Here is a 23629-nt window from a genome sequence, read left to right as displayed (position 1 = left end):
TTTTTAGATTAAACCATTATATTTTCTTAAAAACCATTCAATAGAAAGGGTTCCAATTAGCACAAAAAGCAACCATTTCCAGCCTATTAAAGATACAATATTTTCTTTACTTTTTTGAATGGATTGATAGCTAGCATCCGACAATAACTGTGCTTTTAACGCTGAAAAATCAGCAGAAAAATACATATCTCCTCCTGTATTATCCGCCAATATTTTAAGCCTTTCTGTATCTGGATTTACAAATTGTTTCTCTACATCAAACGCTAAAATGGTAAAGCTCCCAGATTTAGCTATTTTTTCTGAAGGTACTTTTACTGTAAAATCGTATTCTGATGCTTTTAGAGAACTTAAATCTACTTCATAAGTATTTCCTTTAAAAAGCATTGGAAAGGTAGTTGAAGTATTACTATTTTTATCTTTTATAACAACCTCCATAGAAGCATTTGCATCAAAGATAAAATTCTTATCAAAATATGAAGCTGTGATTTTTATCGATTCATTTCCGTAATAAAACGATTCATTTTCAATAGTAAGTCTATCTCTTTTCTTAGTGGAAGAAACATATTGGATGAGCTTTCCAAAATAAGCATCAAAAGCTTCTGTATTTTCATTTTTCAAAAAACTAGCAGCACGCCACTTCCATATTCCCTCTCCTAATAAAATAGCCGACTTCTGTTCGTTATTTTCAATAGTCACTAATTGCGGCTCAGCGGTATCAATATTTCCAATTTTCTTAAACAACAGCGTTTGATAGGATTCCAAAAAAGAAACTTCTCCTAAATTATCCAAAAGCGGAGGGAAATCGTTAAAACCAATATCTTCTGTTTGAAAAGTATTATAATTTTCATTAAAAGCAGGCAACACATCTTCCTCTCCAGCACTTAGGGAGCGATCGAATCCTAACTCCATCGAATTGATAAAGTTCCAATCTGTATCCACTCCAGAGATAATCCAATAATTATGTTTTTGAGTTTTTATTTCCTCAATAACTTCTTTAAAAGCCGAATTTGGTTGGTACAATATTACTAATTGATACTCGCTAATTTGTTTGCTCTCCTCTTCTACATTTAGAATATCTGCAGTTCTAAACTCATTGCTCTCTATTGCTTTTTTTAATGCGCCAATATCTGGATGTAACACATCTGTAACAATAGCAATTTTATTTTTTTGATCGATAACTTCTAACGCAAAAAGTTTACTATTATTGGTTTTATTTTTCTCTTCTGAAAGCGGTTCTATCACCGCTTTTAAAGTTTGAACTCCTATTTTATTTGCCAAAAGTTCTGTATTTACAATTTTGGAAGCATTCTCTGGAGTCAAAGATATTTTTTCTGAAAACAACACCTGATTCCCATTATATATTTTTAAAGTTGAATTCACTGCTGAAGCTCCTTCATAATTTACAAATATCTCTACAGGAAATTTATTCTTAAAATATGCGTATTTATTTACATTTAATTGACTAATCCGTAAATCGTTAAACACTATAGAATCTCCTAAAACAACTGGAAAAACGCTATTCTTCAAGCTTTTTGAAGCATACTGATAATCGGTTCCAAAAGTTTGATTCCCATCAGAAAGCATTACAATAGCATTATTTGAAGTTTGATTAATACGCTCTATAGCTTGTAAAGCATTGGTAATATTTGTTTGAGAACCCGAAAAACTCAGACTATCATTAGAAGATAACTCTTCATTAAATGTATATTTTTCAACAGAAAACTTATTATTTAACTCCGCATCATTTATGATTTCACCTAAAAAATCTTTTGCTATATTTTCATAACCTAATGCCTGTATCGAGCTAGAATTATCGGTTAAAACAAAAAGTTTGGGCTTTTGAGTGTAATATTCTTTAGTAGAGAATTTTAAATTTAAGAGAAGTAGAAGTACGATAAATATACTTACAAAACGCAACAATGCCATCATTATAAAAACCCTTCCAAGACCTCTATTTTTACGATACATAAACAGCGTAATTAAGAGGGAGATAATTGCGGCTACGACTATGTAAATAACATGACTTACTCCAATCATTAACAGGGTTTTTATTTCTTCAAAAGATAAAGAAAAATAATTTTAGAGCGCAACCTAAAACAATAGATTACGCTCTAAATATAAGTTTATAAGCTAATTTTTAGGTAAGCATTCCGCCATCCACTTGTAATACTTGACCCGTAATATAATTTGACATATCTGAAGCTAAAAATACACAAGCATTTGCAATATCTTCTGGGTTTCCTCCTCTTTTTAACGGAATGGCATCTCTCCATCCTTGAACTACTTTTTCATCTAAAGCACCTGTCATTTCAGTCTCAATAAACCCTGGAGCTACCACATTGCTTCTTATATTTCTAGAACCAAGCTCTAAAGCAACAGATTTAGAAAAACCAATAATTCCAGCTTTAGAAGCCGCATAATTTGTTTGTCCTGCATTTCCTTTAACCCCAACAACAGAGCTCATGTTAATAATAGAGCCTTTACGTTGCTTTAACATTGTACGTTGTACAGCTTTAGTCATATTAAAAACTGACTTAAGGTTTACTTCGATAACTTTATCAAAATCTTCTTCAGAAATACGCATTAAAAGGTTGTCTTTAGTAATTCCTGCATTATTTACTAGAATATCTATAGCACCAAACTCTTTAATAACTTCATCTACCAACTCTTGAGATTCTGAAAAACTAGCGGCATTACTTTTATAAGCTTTCGCTTTTACACCACTTGCAATTAACTGAGCTTCTAATTCCTTAGCTGGGCCTTCGGATGCGCTATATGTAAAAGCTACATTTGCGCCTTGCTTTGCAAATTCTTCTGCTATTCCTTTCCCTATACCACGACTAGCACCAGTGATAATCGCTGTTTTACCTTCTAAAAGTTTCATGTGTTTATTTTTATTGTTTTTTAACGGTCGCACGGAACATCCAAATAATCCTTCTGTTGTGTCTATAGATTAGACATGGATGTTTCATCTGTAATATTAGATCTTAAATTTCTATTATCTTTTATCAAAGATAGCAAATACGATGTTTTCCCAACAAAAAACCCTACAAAAATGCAGGGTTTTATAATTTATATGATACTATTTTAATTAGCCAATTACTTCGGCTACTTTTTTACCTATTTCAGCAGGAGAATCTACTACATGTATCCCACATTCGCTCATGATACGCTTTTTAGCTTCTGCAGTATCATCATCTCCACCTACAATTGCACCAGCATGCCCCATTGTTCTACCTTTAGGAGCAGTTTCTCCAGCGATAAAACCAACAACTGGCTTTTTATTTCCATTTTCTTTTACCCAACGTGCAGCATCCGCTTCTAATTGTCCACCAATTTCTCCAATCATTACAATACACTCAGTTTCTGGATCGTTCATTAACAATTCTACAGCCTCTTTAGTTGTAGTACCGATAATTGGATCTCCACCAATACCAATTGCTGTAGTAATTCCAAGTCCTTGTTTTACTACCTGATCTGCCGCTTCATAAGTTAAAGTTCCCGACTTAGAAACGATACCTACTTTACCTTTACTGAATACAAAACCTGGCATAATACCTACTTTTGCTTCTCCTGGAGTAATTACCCCTGGACAGTTAGGACCGATTAATCTACAGTCTTTATCTTTAATATAGTCTGAAGCTTTAATCATATCTGCAACAGGAATACCTTCCGTAATAGTAATGATAACTTTGATACCTGCATCGGCAGCTTCCATAATAGCATCGGCAGCAAAAGCTGGCGGCACAAAAATAATAGATACATCTGCATCTACTTGATCTACCGCTTCTTTAACGGTGTTAAAAACAGGTTTTCCTAAATGCTCTTGACCACCTTTTCCTGGTGTTACACCACCAACTAAATTGGTTCCGTATTCAATCATTTGTTCGGCGTGAAAAGTTCCTTCACTTCCTGTAAATCCTTGTACTATTATTTTAGAATCTTTATTTACTAATACACTCATTAGGGTTGAATTTTATTTAAAGCTTTACAAAAATAGCTTTTTGAATACGATTTGAGAAATCTACTTCAAAAAATAATTAATTATTTTACTCGATAATCGAGATTATAGTATTCCGATGGTTACCTCGGAATGTTTTTAGTTTTTATTTCTAATACCTCCACGCTTGCCAAAGGTAGTTTACTTCTGTTATTTTTTATCTTTTTATTGGGATGAAAGAATTAAGATTTACTGGATTATCATCTGCTAGTTGACTAATCTCATATCCTTTGTACAACTTCCCTTCATTAAACTCCCAAATAGTAATAAAATGCGCTAAGGGTTGTTCTTCGTCTGGGTTCTCAATAGTTTTTACATGATAGGTATAACGCACTGTTACGGCGTCTCCATCTTTTAACAAATGACTTATTTCTGTTCTTATAGATTGATATGCTTCTGACATATTTTCTGCTAAAAGAATGAGCTCTTGCTTATTTAGCTTCGTAAATCCTTTACTACTATTCCAATAAAGCTCACAATCATCATGAAGATATTCACTTAGAACCTCTCTATTTTTGATAGGCTCTAGCTCATAAAAATCTTTTGTTATCTTTTTTATTGATTGCCCCATAATACTTATCCTAATTTTTCAATTATTGATGGTATTTGGCGTATAGACGCCAACTCTTTATATTTTTTTCTCGCTTCTTCTGCCGGATAACCAAAATAAGTTTTATTTGCTTCTAAGGACTTACTAATACCAGATTGCGCTAATAAAACTGCTTTTCTTCCAATTATAATAGCACTAGCAATTCCTACTTGCCCCCAAATAGTAACTTCATCTTCAATAATAACACAGCCCGCAATTCCTACTTGAGAAGCAATTAAACACTTTTCTCCAATTACAGTATCATGCCCTACATGAACTTGATTATCTATCTTGGTTCCCTTTTTTATTAAAGTATCTCCAGTAACACCCTTATCAATAGTACAAAGCGCTCCTAAATCTACATTATTTTCTATAACTACACGCCCTCCCGAAAGTAATTTATCAAAACCTTCTGGTCTATTTTTATAATAAAAAGCGTCTGCACCTAAAACAGTTCCGGCGTGTATGGTTATATTATCTCCTAAAATACAATTATCATAAATACTAACGTTGGAATGAATCATACAATTTTTACCAATAACAACATTGTTTCCTACAAATGCTCCTGGCTGTATTACTGTTCCTTCTCCTATCTTTGCAGAAACGGCTATTAATGATGTTGCCTTTTCAAAAGGTTTAAAAAAGTTTGTCAACGTATTAAAATCCCTAAAAGGATCATCAGAAATTAATAATGCCTTTTGAGGCGGACATTCCACTTCTTTATTAATTAAAACCACTGTTGCAGCAGATTCTAATGCTTTGTCGTAATACTTAGGATGATCCACAAATACAATATCTCCAGCTTCCACCACATGGATTTCATTCATTCCAAGCACAGGAAAATCATCATCACCTACATAATCACAATTTAATATGGTTGCTATTTGCTTGAGGGTATGTTTTTGTGGAAACTTCATTGTATTAAGCTATAATTTAATTTCAGAAAAAATAAAAGATTATCAATAAAAAATCTCTTTTTGCGAGACCTAAAAATTAGTTTTAAGGGTTTACCCTTTGTAACGCTCCATATAAGCGCTTTTTTCAGTATCAATCTTTATTTTATCTCCTTCATTAATAAATAAAGGCACATTAATAGTAGCTCCTGTTTCTACAGTAGCTGGTTTTGTTGCATTTGTAGCTGTATTCCCTTTTACACCAGGCTCTGTGTGAGTAACTTCTAACACAACGTGTGCAGGCATATCTACAGAAAGCGGCATACTATCCTCTGTATTAAATAAAATAGTAACTACTTCTCCTTCTTTTAACAAATCTGGAGTATCTAATGACCCTTTCTGAAGGGTTATTTGATTGTAATCATCGGTATTCATAAAATGATATGTATCTCCTTCAGCATATAAAAACTGATAAGATCTTGTTTCCACACGAACATCTTCAATTTTATGTCCTGCAGAAAAAGTATTATCTAACACTTTTCCAGAAGTAACACTTCTAAGTTTTGTTCTCACAAAAGCAGGTCCTTTTCCTGGTTTTACGTGTAAAAACTCAATGATTTTATAAATATCGTGATTGTATCGAATACATAATCCTTTTCTAATATCTGATGTAGTTGCCATATTATTTTTTAATGATTTGAATTTGAACTAAAATAACCCTTCATGATTCCTCTTTGAGAATCTTTTATAAACTGCAATATTTCATCCCGTTCTGGAGTTGCCTCCATCTCCGCTTCAATAATTTCTACAGCTTGAGAATTGTTATAATTTTTCTGATATAAAATTCGGTAAATATCTTGTATTTCTCTTATTTTTTCTGCTGAAAATCCTCTTCTTCTTAATCCTACAGAATTAATTCCTACATAAGAAAGTGGTTCTCTCGCAGCTTTTGCATATGGAGGTACGTCTTTTCTTACTAGTGATCCTCCAGTTACAAAAGCATGATTTCCGATAGAACAAAACTGATGTACAGCTGTCATACCTGCTAAAACCACATAATCCCCAACGGTAATATGTCCTGCAAGCGTACTATTGTTTGAAAAAATACAATGGTCGCCCACAAAACAATCGTGTGCTATATGGCTATACGCCATAATCCAACAGTTTTTACCGATAACGGTTTTCATTCTGTCGGAAGTTCCTCTATTAATAGTAACACACTCACGGATGGTAGTGTTATCTCCAATTTCGGCTGTTGTATCTTCGTCGTTATATTTTAAATCCTGAGGGATTGCAGAAATTACTGCTCCAGGAAAAATATTACAATTTTTCCCTATTCGAGCTCCCTCCATTATTGTTACGTTACTTCCAATCCAAGTTCCCTCTCCAATTACCACATTATTATTAATGGTAGTAAAAGGCTCTATCACCACATTTTTGGCGATTTTGGCTCCTGGATGAACATATGCTAGTGGCTGATTCATTATCTACTATTCTTTAACTTTTACTATTTGAGCCATTAGCTCTCCTTCCGTTGCAATTTTACCATTTACATAAGCATATCCTTGCATATGGCATATCCCTCTTCTAATAGGCGATATTAATTCCATTTTAAAGATAAGTGTGTCTCCTGGCTGTACTTGCTGTTTAAATTTAACATTATCCATTTTCATAAAGAAAGTTAGATAATTCTCTGGGTCTGGAACAGTATTTAAAACTAGAATCCCTCCTGTTTGCGCTAAAGCTTCTACTTGTAAAACTCCAGGCATAATAGGTGCTCCAGGAAAATGTCCCACAAAGAAAGGCTCGTTCATGGTTACATTTTTCATTCCAATTACATGTGTATCAGACATTTCCAAAATACGATCTACTAACAAAAAAGGAGGCCTATGTGGCAACATTTTCATTATCTGATTTACATCCATCAATGGAGGCTTACTAAGGTCGTATTTAGGAACTTTATTTCTTTTTTCTAATTTGATAATTTTAGATAGCTTTTTAGCAAACTGTGTATTAACAAAATGCCCTGGCTTATTAGCTATCACTTTACCTCTAATTCTCATCCCTACTAAAGCAAGATCTCCAATTACATCTAGTAATTTATGTCTCGCTGCTTCGTTAGGATGATTTAAAGTAAGGTTATCTAAAATTCCATTTGGTTTTACAGAAATAGAATCCTTATTAAATGCTGCTCTAAGCTTTTCCATTGTTTCATTAGACAATTCTTTGTCTACATATACAATAGCATTATTTAAATCTCCTCCTTTTATCAAGCCATGTTCTAAAAGCGTTTCTATTTCATGTAAAAAGCTAAACGTTCTAGAATCTGCTATTTCCTTTTCAAAATCAGAAATGTGCTTTAATGTAGCGTTTTGAGTTCCTAAAACTTTAGTTCCAAAATCTACCATTGCAGTTACTTGATATTCGTCAGAAGGAATAATTGTAATTTCACTTCCAGACTCTTCGTCTGTATATGAAATTACATCTGTAACTATAAACTCTTCTCTTTCTGCCTCTTGCTCAACAATACCTGCTGTTTTTAGCGCTTCGATAAAATACTTTGAAGAACCATCCATTATAGGCGGCTCAGGAGCATTTAACTCTATTAAAACATTATCGATTTCCAGTCCTACTAAAGCTGCTAAAACATGCTCTGAGGTTTGAATTTTAACTCCTCTTTTCTCAAGATTTGTCCCTCTTTGCGTATTTACCACATAATTAGCATCTGCCTCAATAACAGGTTGCCCTTCTAAATCTACACGTTTAAAAGCATATCCATGGTTCTCTGGAGCCGGTTTAAACGTCATAGTAACATTTTCTCCTGTATGCAATCCTACACCAGTTAAAGAAACCTCTTTAGCAATGGTTTTCTGTTTGATAACCTGATTACTCATTGTTATTTATCTTTTACTTTTTTTCTAGTTGATTAATTTTGTCTACAAGTTTTGGCAAATTCTTAAAGTGTACATACGACTTATTAAAATCTCCATAATTAAGCGCTGGCGAGCCTTGCAAAACTTCATCATCCTTTACATTTCTTCCAATACCAGATTGTGCTTGGATTCTAACTCTATTTCCAATAGTAATATGTCCTACAATCCCTACTTGCCCACCAATCATACAATTCTTACCAATTTTGGTAGAACCTGCAATTCCAGTTTGTGCAGCAATTACAGTGTTTTCTCCAATTTCAACATTATGTGCAATTTGTATTTGGTTGTCTAACTTAACTCCTCTTCTAATAATTGTAGATCCAAGTGTTGCTCTATCTATTGTAGTTCCTGCACCAACATCTACATAATCTTCAAGGATTACATTTCCTGTTTGTGGTACTTTTTGAAACTCTCCTTCTTCATTTGGAGAAAAACCAAAACCATCGGCACCAATTACACATCCGCTATGGATAACACAATTTCTTCCTATTTTAGATTCTGAATAAACTTTTGCCCCCGCAAAAATTACTACATTATCCGATATCTCTGTATTATCTCCAATATAAGCGTTTGGATAAATCTTAACATTATTCCCTATCTTAACATTTTCTCCTATATAAGTAAATGCTCCTATATAAACTTCTTCTCCATAGGAAGAAGATGCTGCCATAAATATGGGTTGTTCAACGCCAGTTTTATTCAATTTAACTTGGTTATAATACTCTAGAAGCTTTGAAAACGACTTATATGCATCTTCAACCTTAATTAAAGTTGTATTTACATCATGATCTAAAACTAATGTTTTGTTCACTATCGTTATCGATGCTTCTGTTGAATATATATAATGAGTATACTTTGGATTTGCTAAAAAAGTTAGCGAACCATCAGTTCCTTCTTCTATTTTAGAAAGTTTAGACACTTCCACTTCTGGATTGCCTACTATTTCACCCTCTAAGATTCCTGCTATTTGAGTTGCTGTAAATTTCATTTCCACGCAAAAGTATAAAAAATTGTGCTTTTATTTTTTAGGATAGCACATGTAATATTTTGTAACTGGTTTTGACAAGGCTTTTATATTGAATTGATCGGAAGCTTTTGCTACATCAACAATTTTACCTGACTTCATTAAAATATGAATGTTTTGCTTGTCAATATAATAGGCTTGATTCTCAATTAACCCGCTAAAAACAAAGTATTTAGCCTCATTTTCCGTTACATTATATTTATTAATAAATTCATTTAAATGAGCTTGTACTCGCTCTTCTTTTATAGGTTTCTTTTTAATTTTAATCTTTAGAAGATCCCTTTCTAATAATATTTTACACAAATTAGAAAGCACAAAATCTTCATGAAATTGCCATTCTTTCATTGCCGATAAAATATCTATATCATCCAAACGTGAAAAAGTTTCTAATATTTGCTCGTTAAAATCTGTTTTACCTATTTCGTTATCCAAGAAAAACTCAAGCGCACTACTTGCATGTATTGCCCCCCCTCTTTTATGCAACTCTTTTACGCGCTGCAACACCTTAATAAGTAATTGTTCTGCGGCCAAACTTGTTTTGTGCAAATACACTTGCCAATACATTAATCGGCGAGCTACTAAAAATTTTTCAATAGAGTAAATCCCTTTTTCTTCAACCACCAACTGGTCATCAACAACATTTAACATTGAAATGATTCGTTCGGAATTTATATTTCCTTCAGAAACTCCAGTATAAAAACTATCTCGTTTTAAATAATCAGCTCTATCCATATCTAATTGCCCAGAGATAAGCTGGTTCATAAACTTTCGCTCATACTCTCCTTTAAAAATCTTGATAGCTAGCGTTAAAGTTCCGTTAAACTCTTTATTTAAAGCCTCCATAAATTGAAGCGAAATATATTCATGAGAAACTCCATTTACAATACTATGTTCCATTGCATGTGAAAACGGACCATGACCAATATCATGCAATAAAATAGCACTTAGCAAAGCCTTTTCTTCCTCTTCAGAAATCTCAACCCCTTTAAAACGAAGCACTTGAATAGCTTTATGCATTAAATGCATACACCCAATAGCATGATGAAAACGGGTATGATGAGCTCCAGGATACACCAAATAAGAAAGTCCCATTTGAGAGATTCTGCGTAATCGTTGAAAATACTTATGCTCAATTAAATCGAAGATCTGTTCGTTCGGGATGGTAATAAATCCGTAAATTGGATCGTTGAATATTTTAAGCTTGTTTGCTGTGTTCAAACTGAATAAATTGTAAAATTACGTACAAATATACATCAATAGAATGAATGACATAAAGATACTTTGGGTAGATGATGAAATTGAACTCTTAAAACCACATATTCTCTTTCTTGAAAAGAAGAATTATACCGTTAACACGTGTCAAAGTGGAACGGAGGCTGTTGAGGAAGTCAAAGTAAACAATTTTGATATTGTTTTTTTAGATGAAAATATGCCAGGCCTCTCAGGCTTAGAAACTTTAAGCGAAATTAAAAGCTTAAAACCTACACTTCCTGTAGTAATGATTACCAAAAGTGAGGAAGAAAATATAATGGAAGAAGCAATTGGAGCTAAAATTGCCGACTATTTAATTAAGCCAGTTAATCCAAATCAAATTCTTTTAAGTCTTAAAAAAAATCTGGACCACTCTAGACTTATTTCAGAAAAAACAACTTCAAATTACCAACAAGAGTTCCGTAAAATAGCGATGGACTTAACTATGGTGAATTCTTACGAAGAATGGGCAGATTTATATCGAAAATTAATTTACTGGGAAATTGAACTTGAAGATATTGAAGATACTGGAATGACCGAGATTTTAGAATCTCAAAAGACAGAAGCTAATACTCAGTTTGGAAAATTTATAGAAAAAAACTACGCAAAATGGTTTAATGGGGAAGATGCTCCCGTTATGTCTCATACACTCTTTAAAGATTTAATTGCTAAAGAAATTAACAAAAAGCAACCTACACTTTTAGTAGTTATAGATAATTTGAGGTACGATCAATGGAAAACTTTTGAAGGTACTGTTACCAATTATTATAAAAAAATTACAGAAGCTCCCTATTTCAGCATTTTACCTACAGCAACTCAGTATGCTAGAAATGCTATTTTTTCGGGACTTATGCCTTCTGAAATGGAAAGACTTCATCCTAAGTTATGGAAAAATGATACTGAAGAAGGCGGCAAAAACCTACATGAAGCGGATTTTTTAGAAGCTCAAATTCGTAGATTAGGGCTAGATATTAAATGGGAATATCATAAAATATCCAGTTTAAAATTAGGAAAACAACTCGCTCAAAATTTTAAATCGCAAAAAAACAACGATTTAACCGTTGTTGTTTATAATTTTGTAGACATGCTTTCGCACTCTAAAACAGAGATGGAAGTTGTAAAGGAATTAGCTTCTAACGATAAAGCATACCGCTCTTTAACCCAAAGCTGGTTTAAAAACTCTCCTTTATTAGATATTATCCAACAAGCTCAGCAATTAGGATTTAAATTAATAATAACCACCGATCATGGAACTATAAATGTAAAAAATCCTTCTAAAGTAATTGGAGATAGAGACACCAGTTTGAATTTAAGATATAAAACTGGACGAAGTTTATCTTACAATGATAAAGAAGTTTATGGTGTAAGAAATCCGAAAGAAATTCATTTACCTACAATTAACATGAGTAGTTCCTTTATTTTTGCTAAAGAAGATTTATTCTTTGCGTACCCAAATAACTACAACCATTATGTAAGTTATTATAAAAACACTTACCAGCATGGGGGGATTTCATTAGAGGAAATTATTATCCCTTATGTAGTACTGAGTCCTAAATAGCAGCATTTGACATACTCTTTTTAATATCGTAATAATGCATTTATACTCATATTTGTAGAAAAACATATACCTAGGACTACACTAATTCTAATAAACTAACTCCATGTAAGTGTTAATTTTATGTGAAAAAAATAAAAAACTTGCATTTAATAGAGTTTTTTTTCTATTTTTGACCAAACCCTCAAAATTAGCAAAATGGCAAAAGCAATTGATAGAATTTTTTCTATTATCCAATCTCTTGGAATGAGCGCTAGACAATTTGACATGTCTATAGGCGCATCGAATGGTTACACTTTACGTATGAAAAAGAATAATGCTTCTGTAGGAAGTGATATTCTAGAAAGAATCGTAGAAAAGTATCCGTTTGTAAACATTAACTGGGTAGTTACTGGTCATGGTACTATGTTTGGAACTGATTCTAGTTCCGCAGAACAACATATGCCAGAAAAGAAACTCACCTATAAAGAGGTTGAAGCGATAATAGAGCAAAAGATTAAAGCGCATCAAGAAGATGAATTAAAGAACTTGATGGACAAGATTAAAACAGAAATAAGTACTGCTAAAAACGAAGCAAATTAGTTTTATTTTTTCTGTATTTAGAAAACAAAAAACGTTCACTTCTATTGTGAACGTTTTTTTTGTAATAATTTTTTATGCAACACTTCTAATTCCTTCAAATAATCATCTGCTTTATAGGCACTTTTACTTTCCATAAGCCTAGCTAAATCAACTTTAATTTGATTATTTCCTTCTTCATCTTCTTGGTGAGCCAGAAAAGATATCACTTTAAAAGTTTTAACTTTAATTTTATTTTTAAGCTTTTCTACCTTAGTGAAGTTATTTATTTTAATGGAAAGAAAAATCAAAAATAACATTACAGGAAGTAACAATGGAAGTGCTTGCATTATTTCATTTTCATTTATAAATCTCACATTTACATTAAAAGTTCCAATAATTTGATAACTAACAATAATAATAGGGATTAATAAAAAATATTTCCACCAATACCTACTCGTTAAAAACCAAATAGTTAAAGCTAAAAAAGAAGTTATTTTAAGCATTGTAAACCAAAGAAATATAAAAACGGATTGAAACTCAAATGAACCCATTGTAATAAATCCTAAGTCCCATGTCTTATCATCTGGCGCAAATACATGTAGCTTATCTAGTAACAACAAAGAAAGTATTAGTAAAAAAATTAAAACCCCTCCTATACTTTTCCCTTTAAGGCTTTTATCAAGTATATTTGATTGATTTTCTTCTTTATTAAAATTATCTTCAGAAATCAAAACTGCTTTTGCTACCAATTCTTTTAAATTGGTTATGTTTGATTTATACGCATCTTCATCAAAGCTATTTAATACACGTGTATAATGTTTTGAATTTTTAAATTTATAACGGAGAACTTCTTCAGAATCAATAGCGTCTAATGTTAATCTATTCCATAAAGGATAATTTATTTTTTTACCCACTAAATAAACTAAATAACTACATAGTAAAGTCAAAAAATAGATTGATATTTTTTTTGTTAAACCAGAACTCTCTACCTCAAAAAAAACAACAATGGAAAAATTATAAAAACTCATCATCAACACTATAAAAATAGCTATTTTCCACCAATACCTACATGTAATATACCACAAGGAAAGAAGCAATGATTGAGACAAAAATAAAAGCACAAAAAAACAATACATCTGTGCTGAATTATAATGTGTTGAATTGAATTGAAAAAAAAATGTTGTCCAAGTAGATGTGTCAGGACACAATACATGAAGATAAGTCATAAATGAAGAACTAATAATTGTAACCACAATCATCAGTTCATATAACAAAACTCTTTTTCTTTTTAAATGCAAAGGGATGATATTTATTTATCAAAAATAGTTAATATATAATTCTAAATATAAGAAAGCATATAATAAAAGGATGTTTAAATTTGCTCAAAATTTAGGATAATGAAACAAAAAACTTATAACCTTCAAGATATTAATAAAGTAGCGCAAGAAATAATTAAAGAAGTTACTTCTAAAATCATTATTTTTAATGGAGAAATGGGAGCTGGAAAAACTACTTTAATAAAAAAAATAGTTGAACTATTAGGTAGTAATGACCATGTATCTAGTCCAACTTTTTCCTTAGTAAATGAGTATAAAAATAAAGAAGGCTCTATTTTTCATTTCGACTTATATAGAATTAATGACATAGAGGAAGCTTATCAAATCGGAATAGAAGATTACCTCTACAGTGGTTCTTGGTGCTTAATTGAATGGCCAGATAAAATTATAGATTTATTACCAGAAGAAGCGGCCATTATCGACATAAAAGTACTTTTTAACGAAGAAAGAGTTTTGATTATCAACTAAATCACTATCTTTAAACACTTCATATAGTCTCAGAACTAGTTGTATATTAAAAACTTACTAATGTACGACAAAGGTTTTTATTTTCCGCACCCAATTTTTTGGTAGGTTTGAACCATCAAATAACCAAAAAATATTCTATAATGTCTTTCAAAAAAATAACTTTCGTTCTAGCTTCAATTGCTATACTTTCTATCTCTTTAACTTCTTGTTCTAATGATAACGTTGCAGATCAAGATAGTCTATACAACACTCATGCTGTTGATAAAACTAAAATGGAAATGCCTTCTAACGGTTAATCAATATCAAAAGAATACCCTAACCTTTAAAAATACTATTATGTCTTTCAAAAAAATAACTTTCGCTATAGCTTCAATCGCTATACTTTCTATCTCTTTAACTTCTTGTTCTAATGATAATGTTGCAGATCAAGATAGTCTATACAACATCCAAGCTGTTGATAAAACTAAAATGGAAATGCCTTCTAACGGATAGCATGTTCAAATATATCTTCTTAATTGAAGCTATTATTTGCTTATTATTTTTGGATTCGCTTAATTTGTCTTAATGATCCAAATCTTAATAACCCGTGAAAAAAAAGAGTAAAAGCTCATCAGGTATTGAAAAGAGTAGAAAAACGAGAGCACTTGCCTTAGGCTCTGTTATGGCTTTTATAATTGCCATTTCTCCTTACTTCTTCTATTTATACGAGAGCTTTCCTCAAGATCAAGTTTGGGAAACTTTTTTTATTACTTTTAAAACCTCTTATTACTCCTCATTATACATGGCAGCATGGAATGTAATGAATAAATTTGTTCCATTAATGTTACTAATTATTTGGTTTTTTACCTGTAAGCATTGGTGGTATCATGTTATTCTCATTCCTATCAGCATGTATATTTTTCAACTAGTTAGCACGTTAAATGACGATATAAGATACGTAGACGAATTTGAGATATACTACATCATTCCTGTTATGATGATTGTAATTCCTATTGTATATCTTATTAGATTAAAACTATTTGACAAATTAGTACATGGAATTGACTTAGATAGAATAGATAAAGAATTAAAAGAGTACCAAGACAAAGAAAGGGATCTCTATAATGAAACAAATTCCTAATAGACATAAAAAGTTTGACTACCTTTGAATTTTAAGCTATAAAAATGTCATATCCTAATACTCCATTTACCAAACAAGAGCTTATTCCTCAAGAGGAAACCCTAGAGTTATTAAAACAAAAAGGAGAATTATTTATTGGGATTCCTAAAGAAGTTTCCTATCAGGAAAATCGTGTTTGCTTAACTCCAGATGCTGTTAATGCATTAACCTCACATGGACATCGTGTAATAATAGAATCTAATGCAGGATTTGACGCTAATTATTCTGATAAAGAATATAGCGAAGCTGGAGCGGAAATTACTACCGATACAAAAAAAGTATTTTCATGCCCGATTATACTTAAAGTTGAGCCGCCTTCTTTAAAAGAATTAGAACTTATAAATCCGCAATCTATTCTTATTTCTGCGCTTCAAATTAAAACACGAAGTAAAAAATACTTTGAAACTCTAGCCAGTAAAAGAATAACTGCCCTAGCCTTTGAATTTATTAAAGATGATGATGGCAACTACCCTGCCGTAAGAGCTTTAAGTGAAATTGCTGGTACTGCCTCTGTACTTATTGCCGCAGAACTTATGACAAATGCAAATAGTGGTAACGGACTAATGTTTGGAAATATTACAGGAGTTCCTCCTGTTGATGTTGTAATTATTGGTGCCGGAACTGTAGGAGAATTTGCTGCTAGATCTGCTATTGGCTTAGGCGCAAGTGTAAAAGTATTTGACAATTCTATTACAAGATTACGTTGCATTCAAAACAACCTCGGTAGAATGCTTTATACCTCTACCCTACAACCAAAAAACTTACTAAAAGCTTTAAAACGCTGTGATGTACTTATAGGTGCGGTTAGAGGAATTGATAGATCTCCAGTAGTAGTCTCCGAAACTATGGTTGAAAACATGAAAAAAGGAGCTGTTATTATTGATGTAAGTATTGATATGGGAGGCTGTATAGAAACTAGTGAAGTAACCTCTCACGATAAACCAACTTTTATTAAACATGGAGTTATTCATTACTCCGTACCAAACATTCCAGCCAGATATGCCAGAACTGCCTCTGTTTCTCTAAGCAATATATTTACTCCTTATCTTTTAAAAATTGGAGAAGATGGCGGACTAGAACAGTCGCTTAGATTTGATAGAGGCTTAAGAAACGGACTTTACTTTTACCACGGAATTTTAACTAGTAAATCGGTTGCAGAATGGTTTGACCTTTCCTACCGCGACATAAATCTTTTGATATTTTAACTATGCCATTAATAAAAAGAATCGGTTTTTATCTCATCGGTCTCTCTCTAGGATTAATTTTTCTTGCATACTTTTTTAAAGAAAAAAGAGCTGAATTTTGTTACTTGCCTAATTGCAGAACACTAAAAGCTATTAGAACTCAAGAAGAAGTTAATTTTTCGCCTAAAATTCAACAATTAATAGACAACAATACCATCTCTGAAGAGCAGATTGATTCTGTCTTAACATATGGAGAAGTTAATTTTTCAAAAAGCAATATTGACAGAGAGCAAACAAATTCTGAAGATAAATGCAGTACTTATTATATTGATGGGGAAATAAACAACGAGCCCGTAGAGCTCGTTGTTAAAAACTGCAAATTTGTTGCAGATATTTTAGATGTCAGTAAAAAAACTCAATAAAAAAATATTATAGTTTTCTACGTTTTCTTTCTGTTGAAAGTAGTGTTAGTTCCCTTGTAGTTTGTCCAGCAACAGAGGTGTTTTCTTCGGCTCTTCTTATAAGGTAAGGCATTACATCTCGAACTGGACCAAAAGGTAAATACTTGGCTACATTATATTCTCTATTTGCTAAATTATAGCTTATATGATCACTCATTCCATATAACTGACCAAACCATACACGGTCATCGTTCTTTGCAATTCCCTTTTCTTCCATTATAGACAATACCAACAAGGTGCTCTCTTCGTTATGCGTTCCTAAAAACAACACCATACTATCTAAATTGTCCATCATATAATGTACAGCTTCATTAAAATTATCATCAGTAATTTTTTTAGAAGCACAAATAGGAGTTGAATATCCTTTCTCTTCCGCTCTATCATGCTCTTTTTCCATATAAGCACCACGAACAAACTTCATCCCTATAATAAAACCTTCTTTTTTAGCACGTTTATGTAGTTCTTTTAAATAATCAAGCCTATCCCAACGGTACAATTGAAGCGTATTATAAACTACAGCTCTTTCCTTATTATAGATACGCATCATCTCCTCTACAATAACATCGGCTGCAGTTTGCATCCAGCTTTCTTCTGCGTCAATTAAAAGAGAAACTCCCAATTCACTAGCTTTTTCGCAAACAGTATTAAATCTTTTTTTAACCCGATCCCATTCTTCCTCCTCTTCAGAAGTTAATGTTTCTCCTTCTCCAACCTTGACATACAAATCAAAACGCCCCATAGCAGTTGGTTTAAAAACCGCAAAAGGAATGGCTTGCTTTTCTTTTACAAAATCAATAAGCTTTAAGGTACGCGCAACAACAGCATCAAACTCTTCTTCTGTTTCTTTCCCCTCAACAGAGTAATCTAGAACAGAACATACTCCAGCTCTATGAATTGCATCTACAGTTTTCATACAATCCAACTCGCTCACACCTCCGCAAAAATGATCAAAAACAGTAGCTCTAATAAGTCCCTCTACTGGTAAATGCGCTTTAATAGCAAAATGAGTAACCGCTGTACCAATTCTCACCAAAGGTTGGTGTGCTATCATTTTAAATAAAAAGTAAGCTCTTTCAAGCTCAGAATCGCTTTTTAGCTTAAAAGCAATCTCTGTGTTATCAAAAAAATTCTTCATTCAATAAACCACTATAAATTTTTGCAAATATAGTGTTAGAAAAACTACATTTTTATATGAAAAACTCGTTATTTTGCTAGTAAGTAAAAATAAATTTCAATTTCAATGCTCAAATCCATATCTAGCAACGGTTGCCAAGTACATTTTAACGAAAAATCTTACGAAGAATTAAATAAACATCTAAACAATCAAGGGTATTCTAAGATTTTTATTTTAGTTGATGAAAATACGCATACCAATTGTTTGCCTGTTTTATTAGGTAAAATTGAGCAAGTTTATGATATAGAGATTATTGAAATAGGTGCTGGGGAAGCACACAAACAAATTGAAACCTGTACAGAAGTTTGGAAAATTATATCTGAATTAGGTGGCGACAGAAAATCGCTTCTCATTAATTTAGGAGGCGGTGTTGTAACCGATTTAGGAGGATTTGTAGGAGCAACTTATATGAGAGGAATTGATTTTTTAAATATCCCCACAACCCTACTTTCCATGGTAGATGCCTCGGTAGGCGGAAAAACGGGAGTAGATCTTGGCCCATTAAAAAATCAAGTAGGCGTTATTTTAAATCCGTTAATGGTTTTAATTGATACTGAATATTTAGCTACCCTTCCTCCAAATGAATTAAGAAGTGGATTAGCAGAGATGTTAAAACATGGCCTTATTTATGATGAAGCTTACTGGAATGAACTTAAAAACCTCGCCCAATTAACTACTAATGATTTGGATGAACTAATCCATCGGTCTGTTGTTATAAAGAATGAAGTAGTTACTGAAGATCCAAGAGAATATGGCTTAAGAAAAATCTTAAACTACGGACATACTTTAGGGCATGCTATAGAATCCTATTTCCTACAATCGGGTGACAAAACCACTTTATTACATGGAGAAGCAATTGCAATAGGAATGATTATGGAAACTTATTTATCTTCTGAATTATTAAACTTCCCTAAAGATAAGTTAGATGAAATCAAAGCTACCTTTTTAAATTACTTCGAGAAAGTCACCATTACAAATGAAGATATGGAAGCCATTATTGTATTGATGAAACACGACAAGAAAAATGCGCATGGAAATGTAAATTTTGTGTTGTTAGAAGATATCTCGAAACCTAAATTAGACATCACCTCAAATAAAGAACTATTAATCAATTCGTTAGAATACTATAAAAAATAATTTTTTTTCTTGGTTATTAAAAAAAAATAGTGACTTTTGTTTTTGTATTTTATAGAATTTAATGAGTGGTTTTTCAAACTCCGTGTGTGTAAATATCAGGAAGTCATATTTACACGTATCTCGTAGAACGAGGTCTCGGTTCTTAAATTTAACTTCCGAAGACATCATAAAAAAATCTGCCACAATTCCTGTGGCTTACCTCCCTGCCTATTTACGTATTTGAATAGAAATGCTATTTATAACATAAATTTAAAATTAAACAAATATCATTTTTATAATATTACAAAAAAGTAACTATGAAGACGAAGTATTTCGATCTTATAGATCAGACTTATTATTTTCCTCAAGAGGAATTTAAATTAGATAACGACCAATTAAAATTCCATGACATCGATTTGATGGGATTGGTAGAAAAATATGGTGCGCCATTAAAATTCACCTATTTACCTCAAATTTCTAACAATATAAAAAGAGCTCAATATTGGTTTAAAAATGCCATTGAAAAACAAGGGTATGAAGGAAATTACCACTATTGCTATTGCACAAAGAGCTCCCATTTTAGTCATGTTTTAAATGAAGCATTGAACAACGATATCCATATCGAAACTTCTTCAGCTTTTGACATTGACATCGTTAAAAGTTTAATTGCTAAAGGAAAGCTCTCTAAAGATAATTATGTAATCTGTAATGGATTTAAAAGAGATGAATACATTGAAAACATAGCAGAACTTATTAATGGTTCTCATAAAAAATGTATTCCAATAATAGATAATTACGAAGAATTAAATCTTTTAGATGAAGCCATCAACGAGCCTTTTAATGTAGGAATTAGAATTGCTTCTGAAGAAGAGCCTAAATTTGAGTTTTATACTAGCAGACTTGGTATTGGATATAAAAACATAGTTCCATTTTACAATCGTGAAATAAAAGACAATAAAAAAGTGAATTTAAAAATGCTTCACTTTTTTATCAATACTGGAATACGTGACACCGCGTACTATTGGAATGAGCTATTAAAATGTTTAAAAGTTTACATCCAATTACGCAAAATCTGCCCTACAGTTAATTCTTTAAATATTGGTGGTGGATTTCCTATAAAAAATTCATTAGCATTTGAATACGATTATGAGTACATGGTTAATGAAATCATTCATCAGATAAAAACAGCATGTACAGAGGCAGACGTTCCTGTACCCAATATTTTTACAGAATTTGGAAGTTTTACTGTTGGAGAAAGTGGTGGAGCCATTTATGAAGTTTTATACCAAAAGCAGCAGAACGACCGTGAGAAATGGAATATGATAAACTCATCTTTCATTACCACGCTGCCAGATAGTTGGGCTATTAGTAAGCGTTTTATTATGCTAGCTATTAACCGTTGGAACGATGAATATGAGCGTGTACTTTTAGGCGGACTTACATGTGATAGCGACGATTATTACAACTCCGAACAGAACATGAATGCCATTTATTTACCTAAATACAGCAAAGCAAAACCACTTTATATTGGTTTTTTTAATACTGGAGCCTACCAAGAAACTATTGGTGGCTTTGGAGGACTACAGCATTGTTTAATTCCTTCTCCAAAACATATTTTAATAGATAAAGACGACGAAGGAAACATTACAACTAAATTATTTTCTGAACAACAAACAGCAAACGACTTTTTAAAAATTTTAGGTTACAATGAGTAAGAAAAATTATGCCGGTATCCCGGAAAAATATGCACGTCTGGATGATGCTCAAGTAGTACTTATTCCAGTTCCATACGACGGTACAAGCACTTGGCAAAAAGGTGCAGATAAAGGCCCTGATGCTTTTTTAAATGCTTCAGAAAACATGGAGCTTTTTGACATAGAAACAAGAAGCGAGCCCTACAAAAAAGGGGTGTACCTTGCTCCTGCTGTTACTGAAAATAGTTCCCCAGAAAAAATGGTGGAAACAGTTCATAAAATCACTAAAAACTATATAAAACAAGATAAGTTTGTTACTTTATTTGGTGGTGAGCATTCTATTTCTATCGGGTCAATTCGCGCTTTTAATGAGTGCTTTGACGATCTTACTGTTTTACAAATAGACGCGCATGCAGATTTAAGAGAAACATACGAAGGTTCTAAATGCAACCATGCTTGTGCTGTTTATGAAGCTAGTCAGGAAACAAAACTAATCCAAGTTGGAATCCGTAGTATGGATATTTCTGAAGTTGATAATATGATTGAAGACCAAACTTATTTTGCTGAGGATATTAGTATGAGCGATGAGTGGATGGACGATTCAATCCATCAAATGACAGAAAATGTTTTTATTACTATTGATTTAGATGCTTTCGACCCTTCTATTTTACCTTCAACTGGAACTCCAGAGCCAGGTGGATTATTATGGTATGAAACTTTAGATTATCTAAAAAAAGTTTTTAAAAAGAAAAATGTAGTTGGCTTTGATATTGTAGAGCTTTGTCCAAATGAAAATGAAAAATCTTCAGATTTTTTAGCTGCAAAGTTGTATTATAAAATGTTAGCTTATAAATTTAAGTACGCAAACTCAAAAAATCAAGACGACGATGACGAATAAAGGAGCAATTTCTAATTTTATAGAAAAATATTATTTACACTTTAATGCTGCTGCTTTAGTAGATGCTGCTAAAGGTTATGAAGCACAATTAGCAAACGGTTCCAAAATGATGGTTACCCTTGCTGGTGCAATGAGCACAGGAGAACTAGGTAAGATTTTTGCTGAAATGATTCGTCAAGATAAAGTGCAAATAATTTCTTGTACTGGAGCAAATCTCGAAGAAGATATTATGAATTTGGTAGCACACTCTCATTATAAAAGAGTTCCAAACTACCGAGATCTAACTCCACAAGAAGAATGGGATTTACTAGAAAAAGGTCTTAATAGAGTTACCGATACTTGTATCCCTGAAGAAGAAGCCTTTAGAAGACTACAAAAGCATATTCATAAAATCTGGAAAGATGCAGAAGCTAAAGGAGAACGCTATTTTCCTCATGAGTATATGTATAAAATGTTACTTTCTGGGGTTTTAGAAGAATATTACGAAATAGACTTAAAAGACTCTTGGATGTATGCCGCAGCAGAAAAGAACTTACCTATTGTTGTTCCTGGATGGGAAGACAGTACTATGGGTAATATTTTTGCTTCCTATGTAATGAAAGGGGAATTACAAGCCTCTACCGTAAAAAGCGGAATTGAATACATGGGGTATTTAGCAGATTGGTATATTAAAAATTCAGATAATGGCGTTGGATTCTTCCAAATTGGTGGAGGTATTGCAGGAGATTTCCCTATCTGTGTGGTTCCGATGTTATACCAAGACATGGAAATGGAAGACACTCCTTTTTGGAGTTATTTCTGTCAGATTTCAGACTCTACCACCAGTTATGGGTCGTATTCTGGAGCTGTTCCAAATGAAAAAATCACTTGGGGTAAACTAGATATCGATACTCCAAAATTTATTATAGAATCTGATGCTACCATTGTAGCTCCGCTAATTTTTGCGTATTTACTAGATATGTAACCTAAACGATTTAAAAACTTACATAATTATCAACAATATGAAACGCGTAATTGTAGATTACAAAAAATTGACTAACGAAATCCTATCGATGCTCGTAGAAAAATATCCTGACGGATATGGTGATGATGATATCATTAAATTTAAAAATGCGAGTAATGAAACTGTAGAAGCTGTAGAAGTTAGAACTGAAGACACCGTTTACTTAGTAAAAGTAAGTACTCGTTTGGCAAATACTATGGAAAAATTTGAAGATGATGATGACGATGATTTTTCTGATGACGAGACATTAGGAGCCGATAATCTAGAAATTCCAGACGATCAAGAAGAGGATGAAGAATAACAAACCTCTATAATAACTAGAGAATTAT

General features: G+C 32.4%; 24 protein-coding genes. 12 read left to right on the top strand and 12 right to left on the bottom strand.

Features of this window, described 5'->3' with window-relative positions; translation table 11 throughout:
• Positions 1-3 precede the first annotated feature (3 nt).
• The 10 genes from AC13CQ_RS14005 to AC13CQ_RS13960 form a co-directional block, all read right to left on the bottom strand.
• The gene (locus tag AC13CQ_RS14005; protein WP_474507699.1) at positions 4-2037 is read right to left on the bottom strand and encodes a vWA domain-containing protein; all 2034 of its coding nucleotides are present in this window, start codon (positions 2035-2037) and stop codon (positions 4-6) included.
• 100 nt (positions 2038-2137) lie between these two features.
• Positions 2138-2884: a 3-oxoacyl-[acyl-carrier-protein] reductase gene (gene fabG, locus AC13CQ_RS14000; protein WP_008614387.1), complete on the bottom strand. Its 747-nt coding sequence runs from the start codon at positions 2882-2884 to the stop codon at positions 2138-2140.
• A 207-nt stretch (positions 2885-3091) separates the two neighbouring features.
• Complete coding sequence (sucD, locus tag AC13CQ_RS13995; RefSeq protein WP_008614385.1) at positions 3092-3964, bottom strand: succinate--CoA ligase subunit alpha; 873 nt, start codon at positions 3962-3964, stop codon at positions 3092-3094.
• Positions 3965-4157: 193 nt separating this feature from the next.
• Positions 4158-4571: a nuclear transport factor 2 family protein gene (locus tag AC13CQ_RS13990; protein WP_337900510.1), complete on the bottom strand. Its 414-nt coding sequence runs from the start codon at positions 4569-4571 to the stop codon at positions 4158-4160.
• 5 nt (positions 4572-4576) lie between these two features.
• A complete protein-coding gene (locus tag AC13CQ_RS13985; RefSeq protein WP_337900509.1) occupies positions 4577-5506 on the bottom strand; it encodes a UDP-3-O-(3-hydroxymyristoyl)glucosamine N-acyltransferase in 930 nt (309 codons plus the stop codon).
• 90 nt (positions 5507-5596) lie between these two features.
• Complete coding sequence (gene efp, locus AC13CQ_RS13980; RefSeq protein ID WP_008614379.1) at positions 5597-6163, bottom strand: elongation factor P; 567 nt, start codon at positions 6161-6163, stop codon at positions 5597-5599.
• An 8-nt stretch (positions 6164-6171) separates the two neighbouring features.
• Positions 6172-6966, bottom strand: coding sequence for an acyl-ACP--UDP-N-acetylglucosamine O-acyltransferase (lpxA, locus tag AC13CQ_RS13975; RefSeq protein ID WP_008614376.1), 795 nt, complete (start codon positions 6964-6966; stop codon positions 6172-6174).
• Between the two features lie 6 nt (positions 6967-6972).
• Complete coding sequence (locus AC13CQ_RS13970; protein WP_008614374.1) at positions 6973-8376, bottom strand: bifunctional UDP-3-O-[3-hydroxymyristoyl] N-acetylglucosamine deacetylase/3-hydroxyacyl-ACP dehydratase; 1404 nt, start codon at positions 8374-8376, stop codon at positions 6973-6975.
• A gap of 13 nt (positions 8377-8389) precedes the next feature.
• Positions 8390-9403: a UDP-3-O-(3-hydroxymyristoyl)glucosamine N-acyltransferase gene (gene lpxD / locus AC13CQ_RS13965; RefSeq protein ID WP_335587904.1), complete on the bottom strand. Its 1014-nt coding sequence runs from the start codon at positions 9401-9403 to the stop codon at positions 8390-8392.
• 30 nt (positions 9404-9433) lie between these two features.
• Positions 9434-10657, bottom strand: a complete 1224-nt coding sequence (locus AC13CQ_RS13960; protein ID WP_474507222.1) for an HD domain-containing protein — start codon at positions 10655-10657, stop codon at positions 9434-9436.
• A gap of 43 nt (positions 10658-10700) precedes the next feature.
• Here AC13CQ_RS13960 and porX point away from each other — a divergent pair, with 43 nt between their 5' ends.
• Both porX and AC13CQ_RS13950 read left to right on the top strand, forming a co-directional pair.
• The gene (gene porX / locus AC13CQ_RS13955; RefSeq protein WP_008614368.1) at positions 10701-12248 is read left to right on the top strand and encodes a T9SS response regulator signal transducer PorX; all 1548 of its coding nucleotides are present in this window, start codon (positions 10701-10703) and stop codon (positions 12246-12248) included.
• A gap of 195 nt (positions 12249-12443) precedes the next feature.
• Positions 12444-12827 carry a hypothetical protein gene (locus AC13CQ_RS13950; RefSeq protein WP_008614366.1) on the top strand — a complete coding sequence of 128 codons (384 nt, stop codon included), beginning with the start codon at positions 12444-12446 and terminating at the stop codon, positions 12825-12827.
• Between the two features lie 41 nt (positions 12828-12868).
• Here AC13CQ_RS13950 and AC13CQ_RS13945 read toward each other — a convergent pair whose 3' ends face one another.
• Complete coding sequence (locus AC13CQ_RS13945) at positions 12869-14104, bottom strand: hypothetical protein (RefSeq protein WP_482882948.1); 1236 nt, start codon at positions 14102-14104, stop codon at positions 12869-12871.
• 99 nt (positions 14105-14203) lie between these two features.
• Between AC13CQ_RS13945 and tsaE the strand changes: the two genes are divergently transcribed.
• The 5 genes from tsaE to AC13CQ_RS13920 all read left to right on the top strand — a co-directional run bounded on the left by tsaE (position 14204) and on the right by AC13CQ_RS13920 (position 17376).
• The gene (gene tsaE / locus AC13CQ_RS13940) at positions 14204-14611 is read left to right on the top strand and encodes a tRNA (adenosine(37)-N6)-threonylcarbamoyltransferase complex ATPase subunit type 1 TsaE (RefSeq protein ID WP_008614360.1); all 408 of its coding nucleotides are present in this window, start codon (positions 14204-14206) and stop codon (positions 14609-14611) included.
• Between the two features lie 336 nt (positions 14612-14947).
• Positions 14948-15103, top strand: a complete 156-nt coding sequence (locus AC13CQ_RS13935) for a hypothetical protein (RefSeq protein ID WP_474507702.1) — start codon at positions 14948-14950, stop codon at positions 15101-15103.
• A 94-nt stretch (positions 15104-15197) separates the two neighbouring features.
• The gene (locus tag AC13CQ_RS13930; protein WP_335587901.1) at positions 15198-15731 is read left to right on the top strand and encodes a hypothetical protein; all 534 of its coding nucleotides are present in this window, start codon (positions 15198-15200) and stop codon (positions 15729-15731) included.
• A 44-nt stretch (positions 15732-15775) separates the two neighbouring features.
• The gene (locus tag AC13CQ_RS13925; RefSeq protein ID WP_008614351.1) at positions 15776-16975 is read left to right on the top strand and encodes an alanine dehydrogenase; all 1200 of its coding nucleotides are present in this window, start codon (positions 15776-15778) and stop codon (positions 16973-16975) included.
• A 2-nt stretch (positions 16976-16977) separates the two neighbouring features.
• Positions 16978-17376, top strand: coding sequence for a DUF4258 domain-containing protein (locus AC13CQ_RS13920; RefSeq protein ID WP_474507220.1), 399 nt, complete (start codon positions 16978-16980; stop codon positions 17374-17376).
• 7 nt (positions 17377-17383) lie between these two features.
• Here AC13CQ_RS13920 and AC13CQ_RS13915 read toward each other — a convergent pair whose 3' ends face one another.
• Complete coding sequence (locus AC13CQ_RS13915; protein ID WP_474507219.1) at positions 17384-18550, bottom strand: proline dehydrogenase family protein; 1167 nt, start codon at positions 18548-18550, stop codon at positions 17384-17386.
• Positions 18551-18655: 105 nt separating this feature from the next.
• Between AC13CQ_RS13915 and aroB the strand changes: the two genes are divergently transcribed.
• The 5 genes from aroB to AC13CQ_RS13890 all read left to right on the top strand — a co-directional run bounded on the left by aroB (position 18656) and on the right by AC13CQ_RS13890 (position 23601).
• Positions 18656-19726 (top strand): 3-dehydroquinate synthase, encoded by a 1071-nt coding sequence (gene aroB / locus AC13CQ_RS13910; protein ID WP_008614344.1) that lies wholly within the window; start codon positions 18656-18658, stop codon positions 19724-19726.
• Between the two features lie 296 nt (positions 19727-20022).
• Positions 20023-21420, top strand: coding sequence for an arginine decarboxylase (locus AC13CQ_RS13905; RefSeq protein ID WP_474507218.1), 1398 nt, complete (start codon positions 20023-20025; stop codon positions 21418-21420).
• Positions 21413-22297, top strand: a complete 885-nt coding sequence (gene speB, locus AC13CQ_RS13900; protein WP_337900497.1) for an agmatinase — start codon at positions 21413-21415, stop codon at positions 22295-22297. Before AC13CQ_RS13905 ends, speB begins: the two co-directional genes overlap by 8 nt.
• A complete protein-coding gene (locus tag AC13CQ_RS13895; protein ID WP_337900495.1) occupies positions 22287-23261 on the top strand; it encodes a deoxyhypusine synthase family protein in 975 nt (324 codons plus the stop codon). Before speB ends, AC13CQ_RS13895 begins: the two co-directional genes overlap by 11 nt.
• Positions 23262-23298: 37 nt before the next feature.
• Positions 23299-23601 carry a hypothetical protein gene (locus AC13CQ_RS13890; protein WP_008614336.1) on the top strand — a complete coding sequence of 101 codons (303 nt, stop codon included), beginning with the start codon at positions 23299-23301 and terminating at the stop codon, positions 23599-23601.
• Positions 23602-23629: the final 28 nt, after the last annotated feature.

The sequence above is a fragment of the Galbibacter sp. L-19 genome, from assembly GCF_056857615.1.
Note: the sequence above shows the minus strand (reverse complement) of the source record. Positions and strands in the feature narration are given on the sequence as shown.